This window comes from Rhodospirillales bacterium (assembly GCA_014323865.1).
Lineage (GTDB): Bacteria > Pseudomonadota > Alphaproteobacteria > SP197 > SP197 > SP197.
The window spans coordinates 89,694-112,343 of record JACONG010000016.1; the positions used below are offsets into that span (position 1 = coordinate 89,694).

Annotated in this window: 29 protein-coding genes, 1 tRNA gene and 1 pseudogene; 14 read left to right on the forward strand and 17 right to left on the reverse strand. The window is 64.6% G+C overall.

The genetic code is table 11. From position 1 onward, the window contains the following. Nucleotides 1–91: 91 nt before the first annotated feature. Nucleotides 92–166: transfer RNA gene (locus tag GDA49_09255), tRNA-Gly, on the forward strand. A 111-nt stretch (nt 167–277) separates the two neighbouring features. Here GDA49_09255 and GDA49_09260 read toward each other — a convergent pair. Further along, complete coding sequence (locus tag GDA49_09260; GenBank protein ID MBC6440572.1) at nt 278–511, reverse strand: hypothetical protein; 234 nt, start codon at nt 509–511, stop codon at nt 278–280. Between the two features lie 27 nt (nt 512–538). Next, nucleotides 539–1,132 (reverse strand): MOSC domain-containing protein, encoded by a 594-nt coding sequence (locus tag GDA49_09265; protein ID MBC6440573.1) that lies wholly within the window; start codon nt 1,130–1,132, stop codon nt 539–541. A 92-nt stretch (nt 1,133–1,224) separates the two neighbouring features. Between GDA49_09265 and GDA49_09270 the strand changes: the two genes are divergently transcribed. The 4 genes from GDA49_09270 to GDA49_09285 all read left to right on the forward strand — a co-directional run bounded on the left by GDA49_09270 (nt 1,225) and on the right by GDA49_09285 (nt 2,583). Then, nucleotides 1,225–1,695: a hypothetical protein gene (locus GDA49_09270; protein MBC6440574.1), complete on the forward strand. Its 471-nt coding sequence runs from the start codon at nt 1,225–1,227 to the stop codon at nt 1,693–1,695. Between the two features lie 124 nt (nt 1,696–1,819). After that, nucleotides 1,820–2,155 carry a hypothetical protein gene (locus GDA49_09275; protein MBC6440575.1) on the forward strand — a complete coding sequence of 112 codons (336 nt, stop codon included), beginning with the start codon at nt 1,820–1,822 and terminating at the stop codon, nt 2,153–2,155. Between the two features lie 15 nt (nt 2,156–2,170). After that, nucleotides 2,171–2,386 (forward strand): hypothetical protein, encoded by a 216-nt coding sequence (locus GDA49_09280; protein MBC6440576.1) that lies wholly within the window; start codon nt 2,171–2,173, stop codon nt 2,384–2,386. Then, nucleotides 2,383–2,583, forward strand: a complete 201-nt coding sequence (locus GDA49_09285; GenBank protein ID MBC6440577.1) for a hypothetical protein — start codon at nt 2,383–2,385, stop codon at nt 2,581–2,583. The genes GDA49_09280 and GDA49_09285 overlap by 4 nt, the downstream gene beginning before the upstream one ends. Before the next feature lie 195 nt (nt 2,584–2,778). Here the strand turns inward: GDA49_09285 and GDA49_09290 are convergent, their stop codons facing one another. Both GDA49_09290 and GDA49_09295 read right to left on the reverse strand, forming a co-directional pair. Further along, complete coding sequence (locus tag GDA49_09290) at nt 2,779–3,015, reverse strand: hypothetical protein (GenBank protein ID MBC6440578.1); 237 nt, start codon at nt 3,013–3,015, stop codon at nt 2,779–2,781. A 70-nt stretch (nt 3,016–3,085) separates the two neighbouring features. Continuing rightward, on the reverse strand, nt 3,086–3,412 hold the full coding sequence (locus GDA49_09295; protein MBC6440579.1) for a hypothetical protein: 327 nt from the start codon (nt 3,410–3,412) through the stop codon (nt 3,086–3,088). 227 nt (nt 3,413–3,639) lie between these two features. Here GDA49_09295 and GDA49_09300 point away from each other — a divergent pair, with 227 nt between their 5' ends. Beyond that, nucleotides 3,640–3,975, forward strand: coding sequence for a hypothetical protein (locus GDA49_09300; GenBank protein MBC6440580.1), 336 nt, complete (start codon nt 3,640–3,642; stop codon nt 3,973–3,975). Further along, the gene (locus tag GDA49_09305; GenBank protein ID MBC6440581.1) at nt 3,941–4,492 is read left to right on the forward strand and encodes a hypothetical protein; all 552 of its coding nucleotides are present in this window, start codon (nt 3,941–3,943) and stop codon (nt 4,490–4,492) included. Before GDA49_09300 ends, GDA49_09305 begins: the two co-directional genes overlap by 35 nt. Nucleotides 4,493–4,863: 371 nt before the next feature. On the opposite strand, the gene GDA49_09310 is transcribed toward GDA49_09305, so the two are convergent. Beyond that, nucleotides 4,864–5,064 (reverse strand): hypothetical protein, encoded by a 201-nt coding sequence (locus GDA49_09310; GenBank protein ID MBC6440582.1) that lies wholly within the window; start codon nt 5,062–5,064, stop codon nt 4,864–4,866. Here GDA49_09310 and GDA49_09315 point away from each other — a divergent pair. Continuing rightward, nucleotides 4,967–5,230, forward strand: coding sequence for a hypothetical protein (locus GDA49_09315; protein ID MBC6440583.1), 264 nt, complete (start codon nt 4,967–4,969; stop codon nt 5,228–5,230). The two genes, GDA49_09310 and GDA49_09315, sit on opposite strands and share 98 nt — an antisense overlap. Nucleotides 5,231–5,236: 6 nt before the next feature. Continuing rightward, a complete protein-coding gene (locus tag GDA49_09320; protein MBC6440584.1) occupies nt 5,237–5,539 on the forward strand; it encodes a hypothetical protein in 303 nt (100 codons plus the stop codon). 19 nt (nt 5,540–5,558) lie between these two features. Here GDA49_09320 and GDA49_09325 read toward each other — a convergent pair whose 3' ends face one another. The 11 genes from GDA49_09325 to GDA49_09375 form a co-directional block, all read right to left on the reverse strand. Next, complete coding sequence (locus tag GDA49_09325) at nt 5,559–5,693, reverse strand: hypothetical protein (protein MBC6440585.1); 135 nt, start codon at nt 5,691–5,693, stop codon at nt 5,559–5,561. Nucleotides 5,694–5,870: 177 nt separating this feature from the next. Further along, complete coding sequence (locus GDA49_09330; GenBank protein MBC6440586.1) at nt 5,871–6,986, reverse strand: aromatic ring-hydroxylating dioxygenase subunit alpha; 1,116 nt, start codon at nt 6,984–6,986, stop codon at nt 5,871–5,873. After that, nucleotides 6,983–7,468 carry a hypothetical protein gene (locus GDA49_09335; GenBank protein MBC6440587.1) on the reverse strand — a complete coding sequence of 162 codons (486 nt, stop codon included), beginning with the start codon at nt 7,466–7,468 and terminating at the stop codon, nt 6,983–6,985. Before GDA49_09335 ends, GDA49_09330 begins: the two co-directional genes overlap by 4 nt. A 3-nt stretch (nt 7,469–7,471) precedes the next feature. Next, nucleotides 7,472–7,690 carry a tautomerase family protein gene (locus tag GDA49_09340; GenBank protein MBC6440588.1) on the reverse strand — a complete coding sequence of 73 codons (219 nt, stop codon included), beginning with the start codon at nt 7,688–7,690 and terminating at the stop codon, nt 7,472–7,474. 16 nt (nt 7,691–7,706) lie between these two features. Further along, nucleotides 7,707–9,194 carry an aldehyde dehydrogenase gene (locus GDA49_09345; protein MBC6440589.1) on the reverse strand — a complete coding sequence of 496 codons (1,488 nt, stop codon included), beginning with the start codon at nt 9,192–9,194 and terminating at the stop codon, nt 7,707–7,709. Between the two features lie 8 nt (nt 9,195–9,202). Further along, on the reverse strand, nt 9,203–10,561 hold the full coding sequence (locus GDA49_09350) for an MmgE/PrpD family protein (GenBank protein ID MBC6440590.1): 1,359 nt from the start codon (nt 10,559–10,561) through the stop codon (nt 9,203–9,205). Continuing rightward, nucleotides 10,533–11,711, reverse strand: coding sequence for an acyl-CoA/acyl-ACP dehydrogenase (locus GDA49_09355; GenBank protein MBC6440591.1), 1,179 nt, complete (start codon nt 11,709–11,711; stop codon nt 10,533–10,535). The genes GDA49_09350 and GDA49_09355 overlap by 29 nt, the downstream gene beginning before the upstream one ends. A 2-nt stretch (nt 11,712–11,713) precedes the next feature. After that, a complete protein-coding gene (locus tag GDA49_09360) occupies nt 11,714–12,658 on the reverse strand; it encodes a hydroxymethylglutaryl-CoA lyase (protein MBC6440592.1) in 945 nt (314 codons plus the stop codon). A gap of 1 nt (nt 12,659) precedes the next feature. After that, complete coding sequence (locus GDA49_09365) at nt 12,660–13,430, reverse strand: enoyl-CoA hydratase/isomerase family protein (GenBank protein MBC6440593.1); 771 nt, start codon at nt 13,428–13,430, stop codon at nt 12,660–12,662. A gap of 20 nt (nt 13,431–13,450) precedes the next feature. After that, nucleotides 13,451–14,587, reverse strand: coding sequence for a CoA transferase (locus GDA49_09370; protein MBC6440594.1), 1,137 nt, complete (start codon nt 14,585–14,587; stop codon nt 13,451–13,453). Nucleotides 14,588–14,591: 4 nt separating this feature from the next. Then, nucleotides 14,592–16,664 carry an NAD(P)-binding protein gene (locus GDA49_09375; GenBank protein MBC6440595.1) on the reverse strand — a complete coding sequence of 691 codons (2,073 nt, stop codon included), beginning with the start codon at nt 16,662–16,664 and terminating at the stop codon, nt 14,592–14,594. A gap of 110 nt (nt 16,665–16,774) precedes the next feature. On the opposite strand from GDA49_09375, the gene GDA49_09380 reads away from it, so the two are divergent. Beyond that, on the forward strand, nt 16,775–18,742 hold the full coding sequence (locus GDA49_09380) for an FAD-dependent oxidoreductase (GenBank protein ID MBC6440596.1): 1,968 nt from the start codon (nt 16,775–16,777) through the stop codon (nt 18,740–18,742). Between the two features lie 437 nt (nt 18,743–19,179). Here the strand turns inward: GDA49_09380 and GDA49_09385 are convergent, their stop codons facing one another. Continuing rightward, a complete protein-coding gene (locus GDA49_09385; GenBank protein MBC6440597.1) occupies nt 19,180–19,881 on the reverse strand; it encodes a helix-turn-helix transcriptional regulator in 702 nt (233 codons plus the stop codon). Nucleotides 19,882–19,967: 86 nt separating this feature from the next. Between GDA49_09385 and GDA49_09390 the strand changes: the two genes are divergently transcribed. From GDA49_09390 to GDA49_09405, 4 genes and pseudogenes are all read left to right on the forward strand, one after another. Continuing rightward, nucleotides 19,968–20,486 (forward strand): Rieske 2Fe-2S domain-containing protein, encoded by a 519-nt coding sequence (locus tag GDA49_09390; GenBank protein MBC6440598.1) that lies wholly within the window; start codon nt 19,968–19,970, stop codon nt 20,484–20,486. A gap of 137 nt (nt 20,487–20,623) precedes the next feature. Continuing rightward, nucleotides 20,624–20,833, forward strand: a pseudogene (locus tag GDA49_09395) (SAM-dependent DNA methyltransferase). After that, the gene (locus GDA49_09400) at nt 20,830–22,266 is read left to right on the forward strand and encodes a restriction endonuclease subunit S (protein MBC6440599.1); all 1,437 of its coding nucleotides are present in this window, start codon (nt 20,830–20,832) and stop codon (nt 22,264–22,266) included. Before GDA49_09395 ends, GDA49_09400 begins: the two are co-directional and overlap by 4 nt. Beyond that, entirely contained in the window at nt 22,263–22,502 is a 240-nt protein-coding gene (locus GDA49_09405; GenBank protein ID MBC6440600.1) for a hypothetical protein, read from the forward strand. Before GDA49_09400 ends, GDA49_09405 begins: the two co-directional genes overlap by 4 nt. Nucleotides 22,503–22,650: the final 148 nt, after the last annotated feature.

A 22,650-nucleotide genomic window follows, 5' to 3' on the forward strand; every position in this document is an offset into this window, starting at 1 on the left:
CAATGGACCACGCAACCGCTTGCACCGACCGCGCGACCTGCTGTAAAAGACGATCCTTCGCCGCCAAGGCATTTGGCCCGGTGGCGCGTGAGCGGGCGTAGCTCAGGGGTAGAGCACAACCTTGCCAAGGTTGGGGTCGTGAGTTCGAATCTCATCGCCCGCTCCAGTTTTCTCCCAAAACCTGGACCTCACGCACGATGAACGTCGCTGCGGCGTTCACCTTCGTCCCGAACATCCGCGCCTTGTTGTCGTCGCTGATGGCGCGGAGCTACAGGCGTCAGAAGTGATGGATGAGCTGTTCGCCGTCGTGGCCGATCTCCCTGGTGACGAAGTCACCGGGTTCCTTGACGTCGTTCTCGTGGCCCACGAAGTGGCAAGCCTTCGCGAAGATCCTCTCGAGCTCGAAGATCGCTTCGGCGATATAGACCGCGACGGGTATGGTTTCCGACCGGCGGGGGTCGCCGTGGAATCCCGCGACCTGACTGCGCAACGAAGTCTGGGTCTCATTCATGGCGTCGCCTCCACTCGGCGCGTGCGCTCAAGATCCGGGCCAGGGCGGCTGGCGCGGCACGAAGACACGAATGCTATCGCCTTCCGCGACCGGACCGTCCTTTTCGACCCAGGCGGTCACGCCGCGCCGATGCTTGGCGTTCTTGACGAAGAGGTTCGCCTTGCTGCCGTGCACCTTCTTGATCTCCTTGGCGGGAAAGCCACAGGGTTGGTTCTCCATGTCGACCACCAGGCTCAGGCCGCCACTGAACAGAAGCCGGGTCGACGGCGGCAGAAGTGTGAAGTGTGGGATTCCGGAGACCAGCAGGTTGGCGCCGAGCCATTCGGGCTCGATCACATCGAGCCCCATGCCCTCGGCCACCAGCGCCATCTCCTCTTCGGAGATGATCGAGAGCTGGCGGACATTGCGGATCTCGGTGCCTTCCTCGTAGATCTCCGCCACACGCACGCAGGACTTGCGCGTCAGGCCGGTGTGGTACTCGCCCGGGAAGCCTTCGAACGTCACGTCAATCGGCCCGGTCGCCGCGGCACTCCCGATGCCAGTCTCGTCGGTACGGCTCTGGGGCACGATCAGGATTCGCCGCACCTCGCCTGTGCAGGACGCTTCCTCGAATGTCGCCATGATCTTGCTTCCTCGTTCGCGATTAGCGAACGTTAGAGCGGTTCGGGCTTGGGCGGAACCATAGCCCCAACCTCAGCGAGCTCCATACCGACATGCAGTGGGACTCCAGCCTCGGCCTCCGCACCGTGGCAAAGACGCTGAGGGAGAACTACGACCTCAAGGCGCTCGACTTCACGTCTTGGACCGAAACATCGACGGCCCGCGAGCGGCGCGTGGCGCTGGTCTCCACGGGCTCGTTCTACCGAAAGGTCGACCAACCCCATCGCTTCCCGGGCTACAACTTTCGGGATATTCCGGCAGATGCCCACGACGTCCAGACTAACCATGTCTCGATCATTCTCGAACGCACCAGCTTCCTGCAGGACATCAACGTCGCGCTGCCGTTCGACTGGCTTGATGAGGCGGCCGCTGCCGTTACGATCGGGTTGGTCGCCTTGACGCACTACAACTTCAACGGCGGCAGCGCCTTGATGGGTATCGAGGGATACGAGCGCTACGCGGTCGAGGTCGCCGGCCGACTGCAGAACGGTGGCGTCAGTACGGTGCTCTTCTGCCCCCTCTGACCGGCTTGCACGTGCGCCGTGAGCGGTCTTGCGAACTATATGGAGCGCGAGGGGCTGGCGACGGCGAACGTTTCGCTGGTGCGGCTGCACTCCGAACTGGAGCCGTCGCCGCGGGCGCTCCCGGGTGCCCTACCTTCTGGGCCGGCCCTTCGGTGCGCCAAACAATCCGGCGCTGCAGACCGACGTCATGAGCCGCCTGTTCGGCCTGCTCGACACCGCGACCGAGCAGACCCTGCTCGACACCGATGTCGAAGCTCCCGGCACACCGGCGCGCGACGCCTGGCAACCCGGCGTCACGTTCGATCATCTGCCGGCGGATCCGGTCGATGTCGCAACGCTGCTCTATGCGTTTATGCGTTCCGCGACGAGCGTGCGGTTCTCGACATGCATCACGCAGAGGCCGTGCGGGCGCATGGCCCCTCCATGGCCGGCCCCAGCGTCCTTACTTCCGACGACCTGATCACGCTGATCACCGATGCGTTCGCCCACCGTCACGTCGGCGAACGCCGGGGTCATTCTGGCGGCGATCCGGGACAAGGATCACCTGAACCCGGCCCTGGTGCAGATCCCCGATTGCCCAGCGGTTCTGGTCATGCGCCGCGTCCAGCGCTTGGTGAGTGACGGTCTGGTCGAAGGTGCTGTTTGCAAGGGAAACGATCCGGAAGCCCTCTTGTTCCAATCACGGACATGACGACGGACGGTCACACGTTCCTTGCCGCGTTGGAGCAACGCAGCATCTGGGACCGGCTGACGAAAGCGCTCAGTCCAGAAGACATGGCCACCCTGTCGGTGTGCAGGATTGCCGGGCTGGCGAAGGACCTGGTGCTGGCCGCGCCCCGGAAGAAGCTGGGGCTTCAAGCTGCGCTGAATTCACCGTTCATAATCTGATCAAACCAGACCTGAAAATGTTTTTGGGTCTCTGCGGCACGTAGTATGCTGTTGACGCAAGCCACACCCCACCTAGCGACAAGGTGTTTCGATATCCGCTACCGTCCAGTCGTTCGCAGGGTTGTCCCGCATGCGCTGCAGAAGAACCCGATTCCGCGCCATTCGGCAAAAATACTTCGTTCGGGAATGCCGCGATTACATCCCGCTCAACAGGTTCCTCGCCAGCACCGCCATCCACGCAGTGCTGAGCGCGCCTCCGACGACCATGATCCACTTCAAGTTCGTTTCGATCCGTGCGAACCGAATGTTCGTTTCGGCGAGCTTCTCGTCTATACGGGAGAACCTCTCGTCTATACGGGCAAACCCCACACGGAGATCCGTACGCAAATCAGCCAAATCCCCACGGGTCACGACGTCTGTGCTGTCCCGCATGGCATGTCCCCTATTGGTGACAAACTTGGGGTCTTCTACCATAAACCGCACATCGGTCGAATCGGTTTGCTTACTCCCGACAAACAGGCCGAGGTAAAGGACCCAGGCTCGTCGAGATCACCTGCGACGGCCCGTAGCGATGTTCGACCGAAAAGGTCCCGTCACTGCCAATGGTACTGGTCCCAGCTCCAGCGCTCCTGTTCACCGATGCTTTCGACTTAAGGCCGCGGGTCTTGACGCCGATCAGCGCCGCGATACCCTCGGAATCGTCCTGACGGGCGATCAGCCCCATATAGAAATGCCGTTCGCTGCAGGAGGTCAGCATGGCGCGCCGCTTTGCGCTCCAGTACTCGGTGAACGTGCCGTCGGGCCGGGCAAAGCGATCGCGCACGGGCATCAGGAGCCGGATCGTGCCGTCCGCGAAGTCGCGCCGGGCCTCTAGCCCTGCGCCGCCACAACCTCAGGAGAGGGTTTCCGGAACGTGCGCCTCATCGAAACCGATTTGCACATGAAGCGTCGGCCCAGACAGACCGGCTGTCCCAAGCGTCGCATTTGCAGACAGGGGTGATTCGTTTAGGATGGGCTGGAGATGACACTTGAACGCGGTAGGGAGTTTGGTATTCGATGCCTTCCGAAAAACTGGACACGCAAAAGATGCAAGAGCTGTCTGTTGATGACGATCTGACAGCTCCTGTTGTTGTCGCTGATACTGTGATGGGGGCGATTGAGACTGGTGGCCTGATCACGTTCAGTCTGGCTCAAACCATGTTCAGGGTTCGTTCCAAAGAGGATATGAAAGCCGAAACAAAAGTTGTCTTGCGGCTTGCGATACCTGTCGGCGCGTTCCCGGATATGGTGGCGTATTTTCGCACGCAAGTCCGTGAAATGCTGGAAGATGGTCGGCTGAAATCCTCAAAGGCTCAAAATGAACAAGTTCAACCGGAAATCGAGCGATCTTGAGGCCCCCACTGTCGATAACGCAGTTGTTCAACTCAGCGACTGGACGACCCACGTAAACCATGATGGTAAGAGGCGAGACATGGGCCCTGAAATACAACGCTACGTAGATGCCAGTGCACGCACAACCCACGCCGAAAACAGCGCGCGCTTTTCTGAACTCGAATCGAAAATCGAAACCAACGTCTTGCGACTGGAAGCCAAGATCGAAACCAACGTTTCGCGACTGGAAGCCAACGTCTCACGACTGGAAGCCAAGATCGACGCTATCCAGCCTGGAGTGACATGGCAGCAGATCGCGGGGATGCTGGCCGTCGCTGTTGCGACAGCATTGGGCGGTGTGTCGGCTTTGTTTTCTTACGGCAGCGATCAGTTTGGCAGTGGTGCGTCCCTGATGCGCATCATAGAGCAAAGGGTTGTGGAGCAACGCGAAATCGACGCGGAGCAGAACGCGCGGCTTAATGCGCTTATCGGTGTGCTGGAAAGGCAGAACACACCTATAGCACCGGAAGAGCCGTAAGCGCCTCCACGTTGTCCGCCCCACACGTTGCCGGGCGGGGCTGAGTCTACTCTATATCGACCGTGCGCAACCAAACAGAAGAGGGCGCTATGAGGATTTGCCAAGAAGGCTGTGGCGGCGGAACCTGAGCTAAGATCCTGCGCCGGAAAAACTGAAGGAATTGCCTGAATGGCCGGCAAGGTTGTCATTTGCACGCTTGAGCTTGATGCCGATGCCACGCGGATAGCAGAGACCGTTCTTGTGATGGCCCGGCCGGTTGCGTAGCTCACATCGGTCACGACGATCGTGCTTGCATCGACCCGTGCCGACACCTCGTGCATGAGCCGTTCCGGTCGGATGGGCGCCTGATCGGAGGGGAAGACGTCCTGGCTTCAGACGCGCCAGCGTGCACGCAAGCCGTCGAGCAGATCGGCGAGTACCTCCTTCGCATCGCCCACAAGCGCCACAGCATTGGGAAAGTTCCGACCGATCTCCATGGGATCGGTGTCGATCTGGACGATGCGGCAGTCCGGCCGCGTCAGGGTCCAGTCGAAGGAGCAGATCTTGCCGTTGCGCGAGCCTAAGATCAGCAGCGATCAGGCCCTTGCCGTTCATGGTGGTGGCAACCGGCGCGTCGAGCCCATCCGCAACACCCGAAAGCAAGGCGCCGCCATTACCCAGGACGACCGGCCGCTGCGCCCCCAGCAGGAGCCCGACGATCTGGGCGGTCGCGGCACGGGACGCGCGGCTGCGCATTGACGGCACATGGGTATGACGGCCGGCGATATCGCCATCGGTCCAGTCGATTTCGATCTTCAGGAGATCGGGCGTGCAGAGGACGGCGCCCGTTCCCGGACGGCCCGAGGTCGCGATACGGAAGGCGTGGCGCACGATCTCAAGGCCGCGCTCGGGCAATTCCAGACGCCCGACCCATTTCGCGAAGGGTGCGAGCACCGCGGCACGATCAATCTCACTGGCGGCATGCCGTTCCCGGTTGGCCGGGATGATGTCCTAAAAGGAAGGCGATCACGGGGATCGACGACGTCTGGGCTCGGAGCAACCCTGTGATCATGTTCGTCGCGCCCGGTCACAGGTCGCCAGGCAGAATGCAGGGCCGTCCTGTCGCCTTCGCGTAGCCGTGCGCCATGATGGCGCCGTGTTTCTCGTCATGTGCCGTGACGATGCGGACCGTGTTGCCGTCCAGGTTGTGGACGATCTCCATGGGGTCCTCCATGCCGACGACGCAGGTGACCCCTTGCTTCCTTGAGCAGCTGCGCGCCCGCAGCGCCGACCGTCGTGCGCATGGTGTGACTCCCCGTTCGCCGACGCGCGATCATACACATCAAAGGGCTGCGATCAGGCCCCGACCCTCAGGCGACCACCGATGCCGCAGACACTGTCACGCCGCCAGCGCCGCCTTGTAGTAGCGCCAGATCTCACGGCTGATATGCTGGGCACCGAACTCGCGGTTGTTGACGTAGCGGTTCCAGGGCTGCAGTCCCGAGGCCAAGTTGATCTGCTGGTCCGCGGTCACGACGTTGTCCTCACGGTAGGTCAGGTCCCAGAGATCGCACCAGTCCTTGACGAAGCCTGGGTCGGTGCCGCGGCGCGCATAGTAATGCGTCGTGTGGCGGGTGCGGTCGGGTGCCATTGGCACCATGCCGGCATGGTGAACGATGTCGCCGTCGCCGAACCCGACGAAACCCGGAAAGGCCTGCAGCACCGGGTTGTCCGTCGTCGCGCTGTTCGAACCGTCGCGCGCTCGGCCGTGGTACATGTTGAAGGTATAGTTCGGACCGAGTTCGGTCTCGTAGGTGCCGGCCTCCGAAAGGTAGGCGTCGGCGAAGCTCTGACCGTGAATCCAACGACAGTGGTAACACTCCGCACCGTTGTCGTACCAAAGCTTCCAGTTGGTCTCGACGTCGTAGACCACCTCGCGCACCAGCTCGTACTCGTCCGGATCGGGCGCCAGCCCTCCTTTCGTGCTCTTGGTGTAGGCTTCGCCCCAAAACTCGCTTAACGGCGGTGCCTTGCCACCGGGATTGACGAAGATGGCCGGTCCCCATTGGGCGATCACGACGCGCCGCAGGCCCAACGCATCCTTGTCGAAGCCGGCCTCGCCGTCGGCATCGGGCGCATGGGCCAGCGTACCGTCGAGGTTGTAGGACCAAGCGTGATAGCGACAGACCAGACGCAGGCATTTCGACTGGTCGCGCTCGGCCACGGTGTAGCCGCGATGGCGGCAGATGTTGTAGAAGGCGTGGAGTTCACCCGCCCGGTCGCGGGTGACCACGATCGGCCAACGGCCCATATTCTTGACCGCGACGTCGCCCGGATTTGCAACCTGATGGACCGAGCCGAAGTAGAGCCAACCCTTGGCAAAGATCGCCTCCATCTCGAAATCGAAGATCGCGGGGTCGCTGTAGAACCGCGTCGGCAGGCTCCAGTTGTCAGCGAGCCGAGCGTCGATCTCGGCGACGTCGATGCCGAGTGTCTCGGGACTGAACGTGGTCATGATCGTGCCCTCTGTTTGGTTTCGGTGTTGCGGCCGTTCCTGAGCCGCTTCCGTGTGCCCTGTTTCTGGCGCTCGTACTCTTCCGCGTGGAGCCCGGCGGCATGGTCATCGAGCCGAAACCTGCGCGTGTGCCGCGCCAACCGCCCTTCGGCCGAAATGCGGATCGCATCATCGGTCGCGTATCCGCTGAACATGCGCAGGCAAAGGCCATAGAAGGGGTCCGCCTCGGTCTCCGCCTCAAGGAAACACTCAGGCAGGCTCTCGAGCCGCAGACCGGGACAGGTATCGTAGATCAGATCGACGGTTTCCTGGCCGAGCGGCCCCACCACCACCGGGCGCCGGTAACCGTTCTCGACCGTGACGATCCTGACGCTGTCGGGGCCTGCAAGGCTCTCGCAAAGGCCATAGCCGATGCAGAGCCTGTCCTCGACGATGCGCTCAAGCCGCTCTCGGGCGGTGACCGCCGGTTCAGGAACTGTCATCGTTCAATCCACCGTCGCGGCGGCTTCTCGTTCCCGGCGCACCTGGGCCGTGCTCTTCTCGCCCATGTACCAGTCGGCGGGATCGACCTCCTTGAAGACGAGCCAGACGGACGAAGCCGGCGCGCCGAGCTCCTCGTCCATCGCCACGACCACACGCTTGGCGAAGGCATCCTTCTGCTCCCGGGTGCGGCCGGGCATCATTTCGACAGTGACGAGAGGCATGATCGGTCTCCTCGGGTTATCTGAGGTTGAGGGTGTTGGGCATGGCCTCGGCCGTGTTGAACCAGATGCATTTGGTTTCCTGAAACTCGTCGATCGCGTGAATACCGCTCTCGCGGCCGACGCCTGATTGTTTGTAGCCGCCGAAGGGCGAGGCGTGGCTCACCTGGCGGTAGGTGTTCACCCAAACGGTGCCCGCGCGCAGGTGGCGGCTGACGCGGACCGCCCGGCGCAGGTTCATGGTCCAGAGCCCGGCGGCGAGGCCATAATCGGTATCATTGGCGATGGCGACAGCGTCCTGATCGCCATCGAAGGGGATCACCGCCAGCACCGGCCCGAAGATCTCCTGGCGGGCCAGCGCCATGGAGTTCGTCACGTCGGTGAAGATCGTTGGCGCGATGAAGAGGCTGCGGCCGCCCGCAGGGCCTTCGACCGGATGGCCGCCCAGCACACAGCGCGCACCGGATGCCTTGGCTTCGTTGATATGGCCCATGATCTTGTCGAACTGCGGCTGGGTCGCCACCGGACCCATCTGGGTCGCGGGGTCGAGCGGGTCGCCGAACCTGAGATCGCTGCAGGCGGTCACCAGCTTGTCGACCACCTCGTCGTGGATCTGGCGCTGGACCAGCAGGCGCGACCCGGCGATGCAGGTCTGACCGGTGGCGGCGAAAATGCCGCCAGTGATGCCGTTTACCGCGTTGTCGATCTCGGCATCGGCGAAGACGATGTTGGGCGACTTGCCACCGAGCTCCAGCGACACGTTGTGGAAGTGTTCGGCCGCCAGCTTGCCGACCACGCGCCCGCCCTCGGGCCCGCCCGTGAAGGTGACCTTGGCGATACGCGGATCCGAAACGAGAGCCGCGCCGATCTCTTTGCCGAATCCCGTCACCACGTTGACCACACCCGGCGGGAAACCCGCTTCGGCGAAGAGGTCGGCGAACACCAGCGAGGTGACCGAGGTGAACTCCGACGGTTTGAGCACCACGGTGCAGCCCGCGGCCAGCGCCGGCGCCATCTTCCAGGCCGCCAGCATGAGCGGGGAGTTCCACGGCGTGATCGCCACGACCACGCCCATTGGCTCCTTGACCGTGAGGTTCAGCACATCGCCGTTGCCGTTGGGCACCACACCGCCCTCGACCTTGTCGGCCAGGCCGGCGAAGTAGCGATACCAATCGGGGATACGGCGAATCTGGCCCGTTGTCTCCGAAATGCGTTTGCCGTTGTCCCGGCTTTCGAGCTCGGCCAGATCGTCGGCACGCTCGGCGATCAGGTCCGCCAGTCGGAACATCAGCGCAGCGCGGGCGGCAGGCTGCATGTCGCGCCATGCCGGGTTCTCGAACGCAGCCACCGCCGCGCCGACGGCCGCTGCGGCATCATCGGAATCTCCACGCGGTACCCGCGCCCAGGGTTCGCGCGTGTAGGGAAACTCGCTCTCGAACCACTGGCCCGAGGCGGCGGCGCGGCGTTCGCCGCCGATCAGCATGAGGTGGTCCTGGAGATCGGTCATGGCGAGCCTCAGGGCAGCGCGTGGTCGAAGAGAGTGGCAGGTCCGTCCGCCGCCGCCATGGTGAGTGCACCTGCGGCCAGTTCGTCGGCACGATCCGACCCGAGTGCCGGCGTGACGAGCGATCCGAACTTGCGCATCAGCAGGGCTTCCTGCCGGCCGAGATCCTCGGCGGGAATGCCGACATCCTCGTCACGTTCCAGCCTTTGTCCGTCGCCGCACGTCAGCGTGATCCGTCCGGCCCAGCGGCTCGACAGCTCGGCGCCCTGGAAATGAATGCGCTTCCGGAGCGCGACGAGATCAGGTCGTGTCGCGGTCGCCGCCGTGTAGAGACCGGGATCGCCGACATCATCGCCGCTCAGTGCCATCGCGATCAGGTGGGGCACCGAGAACTTGATGCCCAGGCCGTCCTGCGGATCGGCGATATTGCAGACGCGGTCGTGAGTCGGCAGAAGGCAGATGTCAACCCCGTCCACGTCGTTCGGCGTCAGCCCGTGCTCGTCGCGCAGGGCCAGTGTGGCGGCAATCGCCGAGTGGGTCAGGTAGCAGGCCGGGTAGTACTTGTAGCAGTTGTCCTCGATGCCGAAGCGCCTGCCGGGCGGTGTGAAATCGGGCACGAACTCGGTGCTCATGGCGACACCCATGCCCTGGCGCGATTCCAGCGCATTGTCCGACGCCGTGAGGCCGGAGGCGGCCCAGCGTGCGGCGAGCAGGCCGCTCATGGCAGCGCAGCCCGCATGCAGCGGCTTGGTCATCGTGCCGAAGTTCGCCTTCAGGCCGGACGCCTGCGAGGCCGCGATCGAGAGCGCCGTCGTGGTGCGGGCAGCATCGAAGCCCATCAGCCTGCCGACGGCCGCGACAGCGCCGATACAGCCGACCGTGGCGGTGGCGTGGAATCCGCGATTGTAGTGATCGTCACCCATAATTGCGCCCACCGCGCAGCTGACCTCGGTACCGATCACCAGCGCGTCGATCACGTCCGAACCGGATGCATCGCATGCGGGCGCGGCGGCCAGCAGCGCCGGCACGACGACCACCGTCGGATGGCCGTGGAGGCGCTGGTTGACATCGTCGAAATCGAGCGCATGGGACGCCGCACCGTTCACCAGCGCGGCGAAGGCCGGCGACAGCGTCTCCGCCCGGCCGATCAGGCGCGCCGCGCCGGTCTCGCCGTTGGCGACAGCATCGGCCACAAGCGCCTCGACCAACGGTTCGGCGCGCGCCGCGAGTGTGACCCCGGTCCAGTCCAGCAATGCATGACCCGCACAGCGACGCGCGCGTTCGGAGATCGCGCCGGGCTCGACCGTGGCGACCCAGTGGGCGAGTTGGCGTGTGACGCCCTCAGTAGGACTTGGGCAGGCCGAGGACATGCTGGGCGATAAAGCTGAGGATGAGGTTGGGCGAAATCGGCGCGATGCGGGCCAGCCGGGCCTCGCGCCATTTGCGTTCGATGTCGTACTCGCGTGCGAAGGCGAAACCGCCATGTGCCGTGAAGCAGGCTTCGGCCGCCTCCCACGCGGCGTCGGCCGAGAGCAGGCGCGCCATGTTGGCTTCGGCGCCGCAGGGCTTGCCTGCCTCGAACAGCGCGGTCGCGTTGCGCACCATCAGGTCGGCCGCCTCGAGATGCGCATGCGCCTGGGCCAGCGGAAACTGGATGCCCTGGTTCTGGCCGATCGGGCGACCGAAGACGACCCGCTCGTTGCAGTAGGCGGTGGCCTTGTCCATGAAGTAGCGGCCGTTGCCGATGGCTTCGGCCGCGGTCAGGCAACGCTCGGCGTTCATGCCGTCGAGAATGTAGCGGAAGCCCTTGCCCTCCTCGCCGATCAGCGCGTCGTGCGGCACCAGGACGTTCTCGAAGAACACCTCGCAGGTGTTGTGGTTGATCATCGCATCGATCGACCGGATCGTGCAGCCGTTCTTCTGCGCTTCGTTGAGGTCAATCAGGAAGGTCGAGATGCCATGATGGCGCTTCTCGACCTCGGCCAGTGGCGTCGTGCGGGCGATCATCAGCATCAGATCGGAATGGAGCGCCCGGCTGGTCCAGACCTTCTGACCGTTGATGACGTAGCCTTCATTCGTGCGCTCGGCTCGCGTGCGGATCTGGGTCGTGTCGGACCCGGACGTTGGCTCGGTGACACCGAAGGCCTGCAGCCTCAGCTCGCCGGCCGCAATCTTCGGAAGATACTTCTCTTTCTGCTCCGGGCTGCCGTGCCGGAGGACCGTACCCATCGTGTACATCTGGGCATGGCCCGCGGCTGCGCTTCCGCCGCAGCGGTTGACGGTCTCCAGGATCACCGCACCGGCGCGCAGGGGCAGGCCCGCACCACCGTGCTCCTCGGGGATCAGCGCGGCGAGGTAGCCGGCTCCGGTCATCGCCTCGATGAACGCGGTGGGATAACTGCTCTCGACAGGCTTATCTTCCAGTCCGCGCCAATACGCGCCGGGGAAGTTCGCGCAGAGCCGCGTGACCTGCTCGCGCAGGTCGGCCCAGTCCTCGCCCGTCTCGAAGGTGATGCCCATGGTCAGTGCACCGCGCTCGCAGGCACGAACCCCTTGGGCGGACCGGCCTTCACATACATGCCGAAGGTCGGCTCGCCGGGCAGGTGGCCCGCCATGATGTCGCGCGCGCCGACCAGCTTCTCGAGATCGATGCCTGTCCTGAAGCCCATGGCCTCCAGGAGGAAGACGAGGTCTTCGGTGACGATGTTGCCGGTTGCTCCGGGAGCGTGCGGACAACCGCCGAGACCGCCCATGCCACCATCGAAGTTCCTGACGCCGGCACCCAGCGCGGCATGCACGTTGGCGAGCCCGAGACCGCGCGTGTCGTGGAAGTGCGCGCCTAGGATCACACGCTCGCCGACGATCTCCCGCACCCTGGTGTAGATGCGGCTGACCTGATCGGGGTTGGCGTAACCCACCGTGTCGGCGATGCCGAGCCGGTCCGCGCCTGCCTCGGCCAAGGCTTCGGCCAGCCGGAAGACCTCGTCCTCGGGCACCGTCCCCTGGATCGTGCAGCCGAAGGCCGTCGCGATACCGCCAGAGACCGTGACCGACTTGTCGGGTACCAGCTCGTCGCGCAGCGCGACGATGCGCTTGAAGTCGGCGAGCGACTCCTCGACCGAGCGTCTGACGTTGCGTTCGTTGTGGGCGGCCGACGCCGACATCACGAAGGCGATCTGGTCGGGCTTGTGCGGCAGGGCGAGTTGCGCACCCTTCAGGTTCGGCACCAGCACGGACTGCTGCACATGGGGCCAGCGTTCGCGCGTGCGGCGAACGACCTCGGCGGTGTCGGCAAGCTGCGGCATCAGCTTGGGCGGCACGAAGCTGCCCACCTGGATTTGCGGCACGCCGGCCTGCGCCAGCGCGCCGATCCAGGCGATCTTGTGATCGGTCGGCATCACCTGCTGCAGGTTCTGCAATCCGTCGCGCGGACCCACCTCCTGCACATAGACGTCGATCTGGCTCATCTCAGCATCCCTTGAACCGGGGTTTGCGGTTCTCGTTGAAGGCGTTCACGCCCTCCTGCCGGTCCTCTGTGACGACCAGCCGGTTGTAGGCCTCGAGCTCGAACTGGTAGCCCGTGGCGATGTCGAGATCGCTGGCGACCGATGCCGACCGCTTGATGCGCTGCACGGCGAGCGGTGCATTGCCGGCGATCTCGCGTGCGGTCTCGAGCGCATCGGGCACCAGCGTCTCGGGCTCGCAGAGCTTGTTGACCAGGCCCCAGTCGAACGCCTCCTCGGCGGTGAAGGGGCGGCCCGTCATCAGGATCTCCTTGGCCCGGCGCTCGCCGACGGCGCGGGGCAGCTGCTGCGTTCCCATGGTGCCGGGCAGGATGCCGATACGCACCTCGGTGAGGGCGAAGCGCACGCCGCGCACGGCATAGACGAAGTCGCACGAGAGCGCGGTCTCGCAGCCGCCACCGTAGGCCACGCCGTTGATCGCACCGATGACCGGGACCGGACACTGCTTCAGCGCCATCGCGCCCTGCTCGAAGATCGCGTGCTGGCGGCGCCACTGCGCATCGGTCATGCCCTTGCGCTCCTTGAGATCGCCGCCCGCGCTGAACGCCTTGTCGCCCGCCGCCGTGAGCACGACACAGCGCACATCCTCCTGATCGACGTAGAGCCCGCTGAAGAGTTCCAGCCGCTCTTTGCCCATCTTCGTGTTGGTCGCGTTGCGCACCTCGGGCCGGTTAAGCGTGACCAGAAGGACGTGATCGTCGATCCGTTCGACCATCAGGGTTTCGAAGTCGTCTCTCACAGCGTCTCCTTGAGGTCGTTGTGTTCGCCGAGCTGCGGTGGTGCCGAGCGTTGCGGCGGGCGCACGCCGTCGAAGCTCAACGGCAGGCCCATCATGCGGATGTCGCCGCCGACCAGCTCCTGGAGGATGCCGAGCGCCTCGGTCTGGGGATCGACCAGCATCTCGTCGACCTCGCGCACCGGCGCACACGGCACACCGGCCGCGTCCAGCACATCGATCCAGTGACCGCGCGGTTCGGCCGCCAGAATGGGTTCCAGCACCGCGTTGAGCGCCACGAGGTTGCCGTAGCGCTTCTGGTTGCTCGCGAAGCGCTCGTCGTCGGGCCACTCGGGGTGACCGAGGGCACCGGCGAGTTGCACGAACAGGCGATCGTTGGGTGCGCTCACCACGAGCCAGCCGTCGGCGCAGCGATAGGCCTGGTAGGGCGCCATGCCGCGGGCGCCCGAGCCTTCCTTGGACGGATTGCGGCCGTCGACCTGCACCATCATCGTCTGGTTCGCGGTCCAGGCCACCGCGGTCTCGTAGAGCGAGCCGTCGACGATACATCCGCGCCCCGTCTCCTTGCGCTGGTAGAGCGCCGCCAGAATGCCGATCGCACACCACAGGCCGGTGCCCATGTCGACGATCGAGACCCCGACACGCACCGGCGGCCGTTCGGGTTCGCCGGTCAGCGCCATGATGCCGCCCGACGCCTGCATCAGCGGGTCGTAGCCCGGCTTGTCCTTGTGCGGCCCGACCGAGCCGAAGGCGCCGAGATTGCAATAGACCAGCCGTCTGCTGGCCGCAGTCAGCGTGACCGCATCAAGGCCGTACTGCGCCACCTTGCCCGGCCGCATGTTCTGCACGATCGCATCGGCCTCGGCGGCGACGCGTCGCAGCCATGCGAGATCAGCGGCGTTCCTGAGGTCGACCGTGACCGACTGCTTGTTCGCATTGAGCGCGGTGAAGTGCGACGAACGCCCGTCGGGAAACATGCGACCCCAGCGCCGCGCATCGTCGCCGCCCTGCGCGTTCTCGACCTTGATCACCTCGGCACCGAGCATGCCCAGGATCCAGGAGCAATAGGGTGCCGCGACCGACGATCCCAGTTCGATGACACGGTGGCCCGCAAGCGGAAGATCGAGATCGCTCATGCCGTCAGTCCGCCGCCATGTGACGCTGCATCGGTGGCGCGGACGCCATGGCGACATCCTCGCGCAGGAAGTCCGGTGTTTCCGAGAGGTCCAGGTTGAGATTGCGGGCGAAACGATGCCCGGCATAGACCGCAGTCGCAATGATCGACGGTGCGTGACAGTCGCCGAAGCAGACGACGCGCGGCCCGCCGTTGCGTGCATCAAGCGCGCGGGCGAGCGCATCGTTCGGTGTCATCCCGGCGACCATCAGCACCGTCCCGGCCGGGATGAAACGGTCCGGCCCGCCGTGCACGCTCTTGAGCTCGACTTCCTCGTCACCGATCCCGGCAAGGGCGTGGAACCCCATGATGACGACACCGAGCGACGCCATGCGGCGATGGATGTGGTCAAGCTCCAGGGTGAACTGGGTGTAGGGCGCAATGGATGCCTGCGACGTCACGATCGTGACCGTGTGACCGGCGTTGGCCAGAGCCTCGGCCATGACGCTCGCCATGTAATAGTGGTCATCGTCCCAGATGACGACGGGTCCGGAGGCCTTGGCGCCGTCCATGATTTCGTCGGGCGTCAGGACATGGGGTGCATCGGCACCGGGGATCGGGCTGCGGTGATAACGGCCGATGCCGTCGCGCCGCCAGGTCGCCCCGGTCGCGAGGCCGACCAGCGTCGCCTCGGTCTCCAGCACCGCATCGGCGTCCATCGCGCTGCCCCGGAAGACCCCGACGTTGGTGAGTTTGTCGATCTGGCCGAGGCGCCAGTCGCGCACCCGCGCCCAGGCGGCCAGGCCCGGAAGACGGCTTTCGCGGCTGACGCGCCCGCCGAGCTCATCGCGCGCCTCGGCCAGCATGACCGGATAACCGCGCTCGCCCAGCGCCCGTGCCGCTTCGAGTCCGGCCGGCCCGGCGCCGACGATCAGGATCCGGTCGTCGGTGTCGGCAGGCGCGATGCGTTCGGGATGCCAGCCGCGCCGCCACTCCTCGCCCATGGTGGGGTTCTGCGTGCAGCGGATCGGCGCCACCATGTAGTTGTTGGTCGTGCAGATGTTGCAGCCGATGCACTCGCGGATGTCTTCGGGCCTGCCCTCCTCGATCTTCTTCGGCAGGAACGGATCGGCGATGGTCGGGCGCGCCGCGCCGATGATGTCGAGGATGCCGCGCCGGATCTGCGAGACCATGGCGTCGGGGCTGGTGAAACGGCCGACGCCGACCACGGGCCTGGTGGTGACCTGCTTGACGAAGGCGATCTTGTCTTCTTGTGATCCCTCTTCGCCGAAGCGCGATGTGATCGAGTCCCAGGCCCAGGACGCCACATTCACATCCCAGATGTCGGGCAGCTCGGCCAGCATCTCGACGACCTCGCGGCCCTCGACCTCACAGGTGATGCCGGCTTCGCCCATCATCTCGTCGACGGAGAAGCGGATGCCCACGGCACAGCTGTCGCCGATCGCGTCCTTGGTGTCCTCGAGCAGCTCGCGCAGCAGGCGCACACGGTTCTCGAGCGAACCGCCGTATTCGTCGGTGCGCTGGTTGTAACGCCGCGCGATGAAATGCATCGGCAGCGCCAGAGTGTGCCCGGCATAGACGTTCACGATGTCGAAGCCCATGTCGCGGGCCCGCAACGCGGCCGTGCGATGGGCAGCACGCAAGGTCCCGATGTCCTGTTTGTCGAGCGCCCGGGCATGGGCGGGGATCACGCCGAAGGAGGGAATCAGCGACGGCGCGAGCGGGGTCTCGCGGCTGATCAGGTTGGGTGTGACAAACCCGTTATGCGCCAGCATCAGGCCCGCGAGGCTGCCGTGCGCGTGCACCTCCTCGACCATGCGGCCGACGATGACCGTGTCCTGTTTGTCCCAGATCCGCACGTTGCGCACGTTGTCGGTAGAATGGTGCATGTCGCACTGCTCGGCGAACACAACCCCCCAGCCGCCCTCGGCCTTGATGCCGCGCATGACCGCCCACGGTGAGGGATAGTTGCGGCCCATGCCGCTGCACTGGGGCGTCTGATAGAACCGGTTGGGCGCGGTGACGGGCCCGATGGAGACCGGCTCGAACAGGACATCATGACGGGGATCGCGGGCCATTGGGGCGGTCCGACTCCATCGCAGCGATATTGCATCATAGTTAATATGCTTGCATCAAGGTCAAGGATATTGTGAGGTTCAATCTGTCGATTGCCACGACGAGGACCCGCATGGACACCGGACACCAGCAGTTTCCCCACCTGCTTTCGCCCATCACCATCAACAACGTCACGCTCAGGAATCGTATCGTCTCGTCGGCACACGCCACCCGTCATGCCGAGAACCACGAGATCGCGCCGAAGCTTCACGCCTACCACGCGGCACGTGGCGCGGGCGGCGCGGGCCTGATCATCACCGAGGCCGCCATGGTGGTCGAAGACTCGCTACAGGAGGCGTCGAACCTGTCGATCGCCAACGACACCACCATCCCCTCGTTCCGCCGGCTGGCCGACACGCTTCACGATCACGGCTGCGCCGTCTTCGGCCAGCTCTTCCACCTCGGCCTTGAACAGGCCTACGGCAGCGAGGGACGCCGCGCGGTGGCCTACGGCCCGTCGTTCAGCCCGTCGGAGCGCTTCCACACGGCCGCGCGCGAGATGCCGACACGCATGGTGCGGGAAATCATCAAGGCGTATGCCGATGCCGCCGTGCGTTTCAAGACCGCCGGTCTGGACGGTGTCGAGATTGCCGCCAGCCACGGTTATCTTGTCGCCCAGTTCCTCAGCCCGCGCATCAACCGCCGCAGCGACGACTACGGCGGCAGCTTCGAGAACCGCATGCGGTTCCTGCTCGAGACCTGCGAGGCGGTGCGCGCGGCGATCGGGCCCGACATGACCATGGGAATCCGCATCTCCGGCGACGAGTTCGTGGGCGACGGGCTGGAGGCGCCCGAGGTGATCGCGGTCTGCAAGACCGCGGGATCAGCGGGTGGTCTCGATTACTTCAACGTCACCTCGGGCTCGTCGCGCCAGATCGGCGCGGCCACCCTCATGGTTCCGCCGATGGGCACCGGGATGGCGCTCACCGCGCCGTTTGCCGCGGCGATGAAGCAGCACGTCAGCCAGCCCGTCATCGCCGTGGGCCGGATCAACCACGCGCCGGCGGCCGAAGAGGTCATCGCGACCGGCCAGGCTGACCTCTGCGGCATGACCCGCGCGATGATCTGCGACCCCGAGATGCCCAACAAGGTGACGCAAGGCCGGGTCGAGGACGTGCGCATCTGCATCGCCTGCAACCAGGCCTGCATCGACCGCATGCACCGCGGCCTTGGCGTCTCCTGCATCCAGAGACCGGAGACCGGTCGCGAGCTGACCTACGGTACACTCGTGCCGGCCGGGACGCAGAAGCGTGTCATCGTTGCGGGCGGTGGGCCCGGTGGCATGAAGGCCGCCATGACGGCGGCACGGCGCGGCCACAGGGTCACGCTCTACGAGAAGGAAAGCAGGCTCGGCGGTCAGGCCATGCTGGCCCAGCTCCTGCCCAACCGCGCCGAGTTTGGCGGTATCGTCACCAACTTCACCCGTGAGATGGAACTGGCCGGTGTCGAGGTCGTGAAGGGTCAGGCCGTCGATCACGCGCTGATCGAACGCGAACAGCCCGACGCCGTGGTTGTCGCGACCGGCGCCACGGCCAACCGGCCCGACATGGAGGAATTCGGGGACGCCCATGTCGTCGACACCTGGCAGGTGCTGCAGGGCGCCAACACCGGCCGGCGGGTCGTCATCGCCGACTGGCGCTGCGACTGGATCGGCCTGGGGCTGGCCGAGAAGCTCGCCCGCGACGGCTGCCATGTCCGGCTGGTTTCGACCGGCCACATCGCCGGCGAATCGATTCCGCGCTACACGCGCGACATCTGGCTCGGCACCATGCACTCGCTCGGCGTCGAGATGATCCCGCTCGCCAGGCTCCATGGTGCCGATTCCGACAGCGCCTACTTTCAGCATATGGCAAGCGGCGAGGCGGTGATCTGCGAGGAGGTCGACACCCTCGTGGTGTCCCAGGGCCACGCACCCGTGACAGGTCTCGAACAGGCACTGGAGGACTGGACCGGTGAGGTCCACGTCATTGGCGATTGCCTGGCTCCGCGCACCGCCGAGGAAGCCGTGCTCGAAGGTCTGGAGGCTGGCGTCGCGATCTAGCTCGCTCTCGTGTCATACTGGCCGGCCCCCGGCCCTGAGTCGGGGGAGAGCCAGGACCTCCTCACGCGCAGGCGTTGCGGACCGGGATTTCGGATCGTCGGTCCTTTGGCCTCCGTCCGGGATGACACGTTGACCGGGTGATCCGGGCCGCAGCAGGCCGGGGGCCTACGAGGCCGATCTCATCGCGCGCTGCGCCGCCATCGTGGCGGGCGACACGCCCTCGCAGTACTGCCGCAGCCTAAAGACCGTCGCAGGTGCGCGAGAGCGGTTACGAGACCAGAACCGCGCGGGGCAGGGCACGGATCGTTCCATCCCAACCGGGGTAGCGGTGGCAAGCAGGAAAGGGGGTCAAGACCCGGCAGCAGGCCGGAGGCGAGCACGATGGCGCGGTTAGGTGGCGGATGACCAACTCCCATACAGCGCGGGGGCGCGCTACGTCACGGTTCGGCCGATCCGCCCGATCGCGAACCCTGCTCGAAGCGCGGGTAAACTCCGATCGACAGCCAGCGCGCCGGAACGGTGATGAAACGCTCCGCACCGTGGGGCGCCATGGCGTCATAGGTCAGTGAGTCGCCCGGCTTCAGCGGAAACTTGCGCTTGCCGTGACGAAAGATCACCTCGCCCTCCATCATATGCATGAACTTGTAGCCCTCCTCCTGCAGCATCGGATAGGGCTCGGACTTCTCGTCGACGGTGATGATGAAGGGTTCGATGCCAATGGTATGGCCCAGGTTGTGGCCGACCAGTTCGAAGATCTGGTTACCGCGGGTGCCGCGCCGGTCGGTCTTCAGGCCCTTGCCGGCGGGGACAAAGGAGACATAGGGCCGCTTCTGCAAGCGGTGGAGAAACATCGAGGCCGGCACGTCGAGCGCCTCAGAGATCTTCACCAAGGTCTGGAGCGAGGGTGCCACATCGCCCTTCTCGATCTTGGTCAGCATGCCCGCCGAAACACCCGACATCCTGGCCAGGCGCGAACCCGTGAGACCGCGCTGGTTGCGCCAGAACTTGACCTCCTGGCCTACCGCGGCCTTGAGGTCTTCACCGTCCTCATGGCTGTCGAGCCGGCCGGCCGCGACTGCAACGAGAGCGGTGCCGGACTCGCCGTCCCACACCGTGGCGATTTCTTGAGGGTCAACCAAGGATTTCTTCATGTTCAATATGATTGCATATTGATCAGTGCGTTGCCACTCTCACGGCAGCAGTGGAGGAACCGCCATGAGCGTGATTGCCCGACGAGACGCCGAACGGATGCGGCAACGGCCGGGACCTGACGACCGTGGTCTTCCCAACGCGTGGTTCATCGATCCCGACCATATATCGCCTCGAGCAGGAGAGCCTGTTCCGCCGTGGCTGGATGCTGGCCGGTGTCGAGGGCCAGATTCCGGAGAACGGATCGGTCATGGAGACCGAGGTTGCTGGTTTTCCCCTGATTTTCACCCGCGACGGCAAGGGCGAGGTCCGGGCGTTCCAGAATGTCTGTCCCCATCGCAACGCCAACACGGATCGCAAAGCCGGACCGATCGACCACGGCGAGCAGTTCGCGGCCGGCGGCGAGAGCGCGCGCTTGCGCCGCATCAATCTCGACGAGACGCAGCTTTCTTTTGCCCGAACAGGCGGTATCGTGCGCATCCGCGGTGCGGTGCCGCCCGTGTTGCTGACCAGACGGAGACGTTCATGCTTGCACTTGCGAAGCGCGCCACCCGCGCGATCTCCGATCTTTCCCGGGACGAGGCCGGACTTGTGAAGACCGAGCGAATGCTGCTGTGGGGTGTTGTCGCGATGGCCCTTGCCACGGCGCTCCTGCTTCTGGGTGCCGATATCATGGGCTGGTTCGGTGTCGAATCGCCGGTCGACGACGAGGCCTGACGCGACGACATGAAACGCGAAGTTCTGCCCTTCGTCCCCGATGCCTGGGTCGATGAGACCCACACCGACCCGCAGGACGGCGGCGTCGGGCGTGTCGGCTATGAGATCAACTTTAACCGCTACTTCTACAGATACACCCCGCCCCGCCCGCTTGAGGAGATCGACGCCGCGTTGAAGGCACTGGAAGCCGACATCGCGGGTCTGCTGCGGGAGGGGGTTGGGTGATCTACTGGGACGAAAGCGTTCGGTCGTCGCTACGCCCTCTCAAGCACTGTTGCCTTATGAATCCAGTAGTGCTCCCAGAAACAACTGATCCAGACTGGGAGTTCGACTACATCGACATTGGCAGTGTTGCGCTGTTGGAAGGCGTAACGCACAAAGAGCGAATGCGCTTCGCCGCGTCCCCCAGTCGTGCCCGCAAACTGGTTCGTGAAGGCGACATCCTCGTATCGACTGTTCGCACCTATCTGAAAGCGATTGCCGCAATCGAACCGGCAGACACTCCTCAAGTTGCCTCTACAGGGTTCGCCGTTCTTCGCGCCAACAAGAGCACTGACGCTCGCTTTCTGTATCGCGTCGTTCAATCAAACCCATTCGTGGAACAAGTCGTTTCGCAGTCCACGGGAGTCAGTTACCCAGCGATCAATCCTTCAACGCTATCAAAAATTGAAGTCCCGCTCCCCGCCCTCGCGACCCAGCGCCGGATTGCCGTGTTTCTGGACCGGGAGACTGCAAGACTGGACCTTCTGATCGGGAAAAAGCGTGGGATGCTGGAGCTTCTGGGGGAGAAACGATCCGCGCTGATCGCCGCCGCGGTCACAGGCGGTCTCGATCCGGCATCGGGTCAACCCGTCGTCGCCAAAACCGCCGCCCGCCCCTCTGCTGCGGGAGGGGGGCGGGTGAGCGAGCTCACACAGAAACGGAGAGAAGTCAGGCAACGCCTGATCGAAAAGAACGGGTTCCTGAACATCCCCGAAAACTGGGGCGTCGAACGCCTGCGATTTCTGTTCACTGAAAGCAAAGAGCGAAACGGGAAGTCGCCGATTGGTGAGATGTTGTCCGTTTCGGAGTATCGTGGCGTCGTGCCGCGCGAATACGAGAACGAAGAGCAAAAGCGAACCGACGAAGATTTGAAGAACTATCGCGTCGTGAGACCGGGACAACTCGCCGTTAACTCAATGTGGTTGAATCACCTCGGTTTGGGCGTATCCGACCACACTGGGCATGTAAGTCCAGCATATGACGTCTATGATATTTCAGATCGATTGGACCGTCGTTTCGTGCATTACCTGATGCGCTCCAACTATTACCTGAAAATCTATCTGCGTTACCTATACGGCATCCGCCCGAACTCGTTCCAGATCAAGTCCAACGATTGGGCATCGATCCCTATCATTGTCCCCGACCTCGCGACCCAGCGTCGGATTGCCGGGTTTCTGGACCGGGAGACCGCAAGGCTGGACCTTCTGATGGCGAAGATCGACGCTTCCATCGACCTTCTCAGGGAACGTCGCGCCGCCCTGATCACCGCCGCAGTCACGGGGCAGATCGACGTGCCGACCTCTGCCAAATCCGACACCCCCGGCACCCCCGACCACCCCCCGACGGACCCCCCGACGGACACCATGAACGCCCCTCAGGAGGAGACGAGCGCATGACGGAGAAACCCCACACCACCGCCGACATTCATCGCGAGGCGGTCTTCGAGGAACATATCGTCGCCCGCCTGACCGCCGATCAGGGATATATCGAACGCGCTTCCTGCCCTTCAACCGCGGGCGCGATGGCGGGGCCGGAAACCCCGATATCCCCGGCGAGAACCGGGTTGCCTGGCTCTACAGCGATCCGCCCGACGGGAAGGCGGTCTTCTCGCGCGATGTGCTGCTCGACCTGATCGGGCGCTTCGTTCGCCTCGAACGCCCGGACGGAAAAGACGGAAATGAGGCGCTGATCTTCCCCCGCTTCCAGCAGCTCGACGCCGTGCGCAAGGTTCTCGCCGACGCCCGATCAAGGGGCGCGGGACAAAACTACCTGATCCAGCC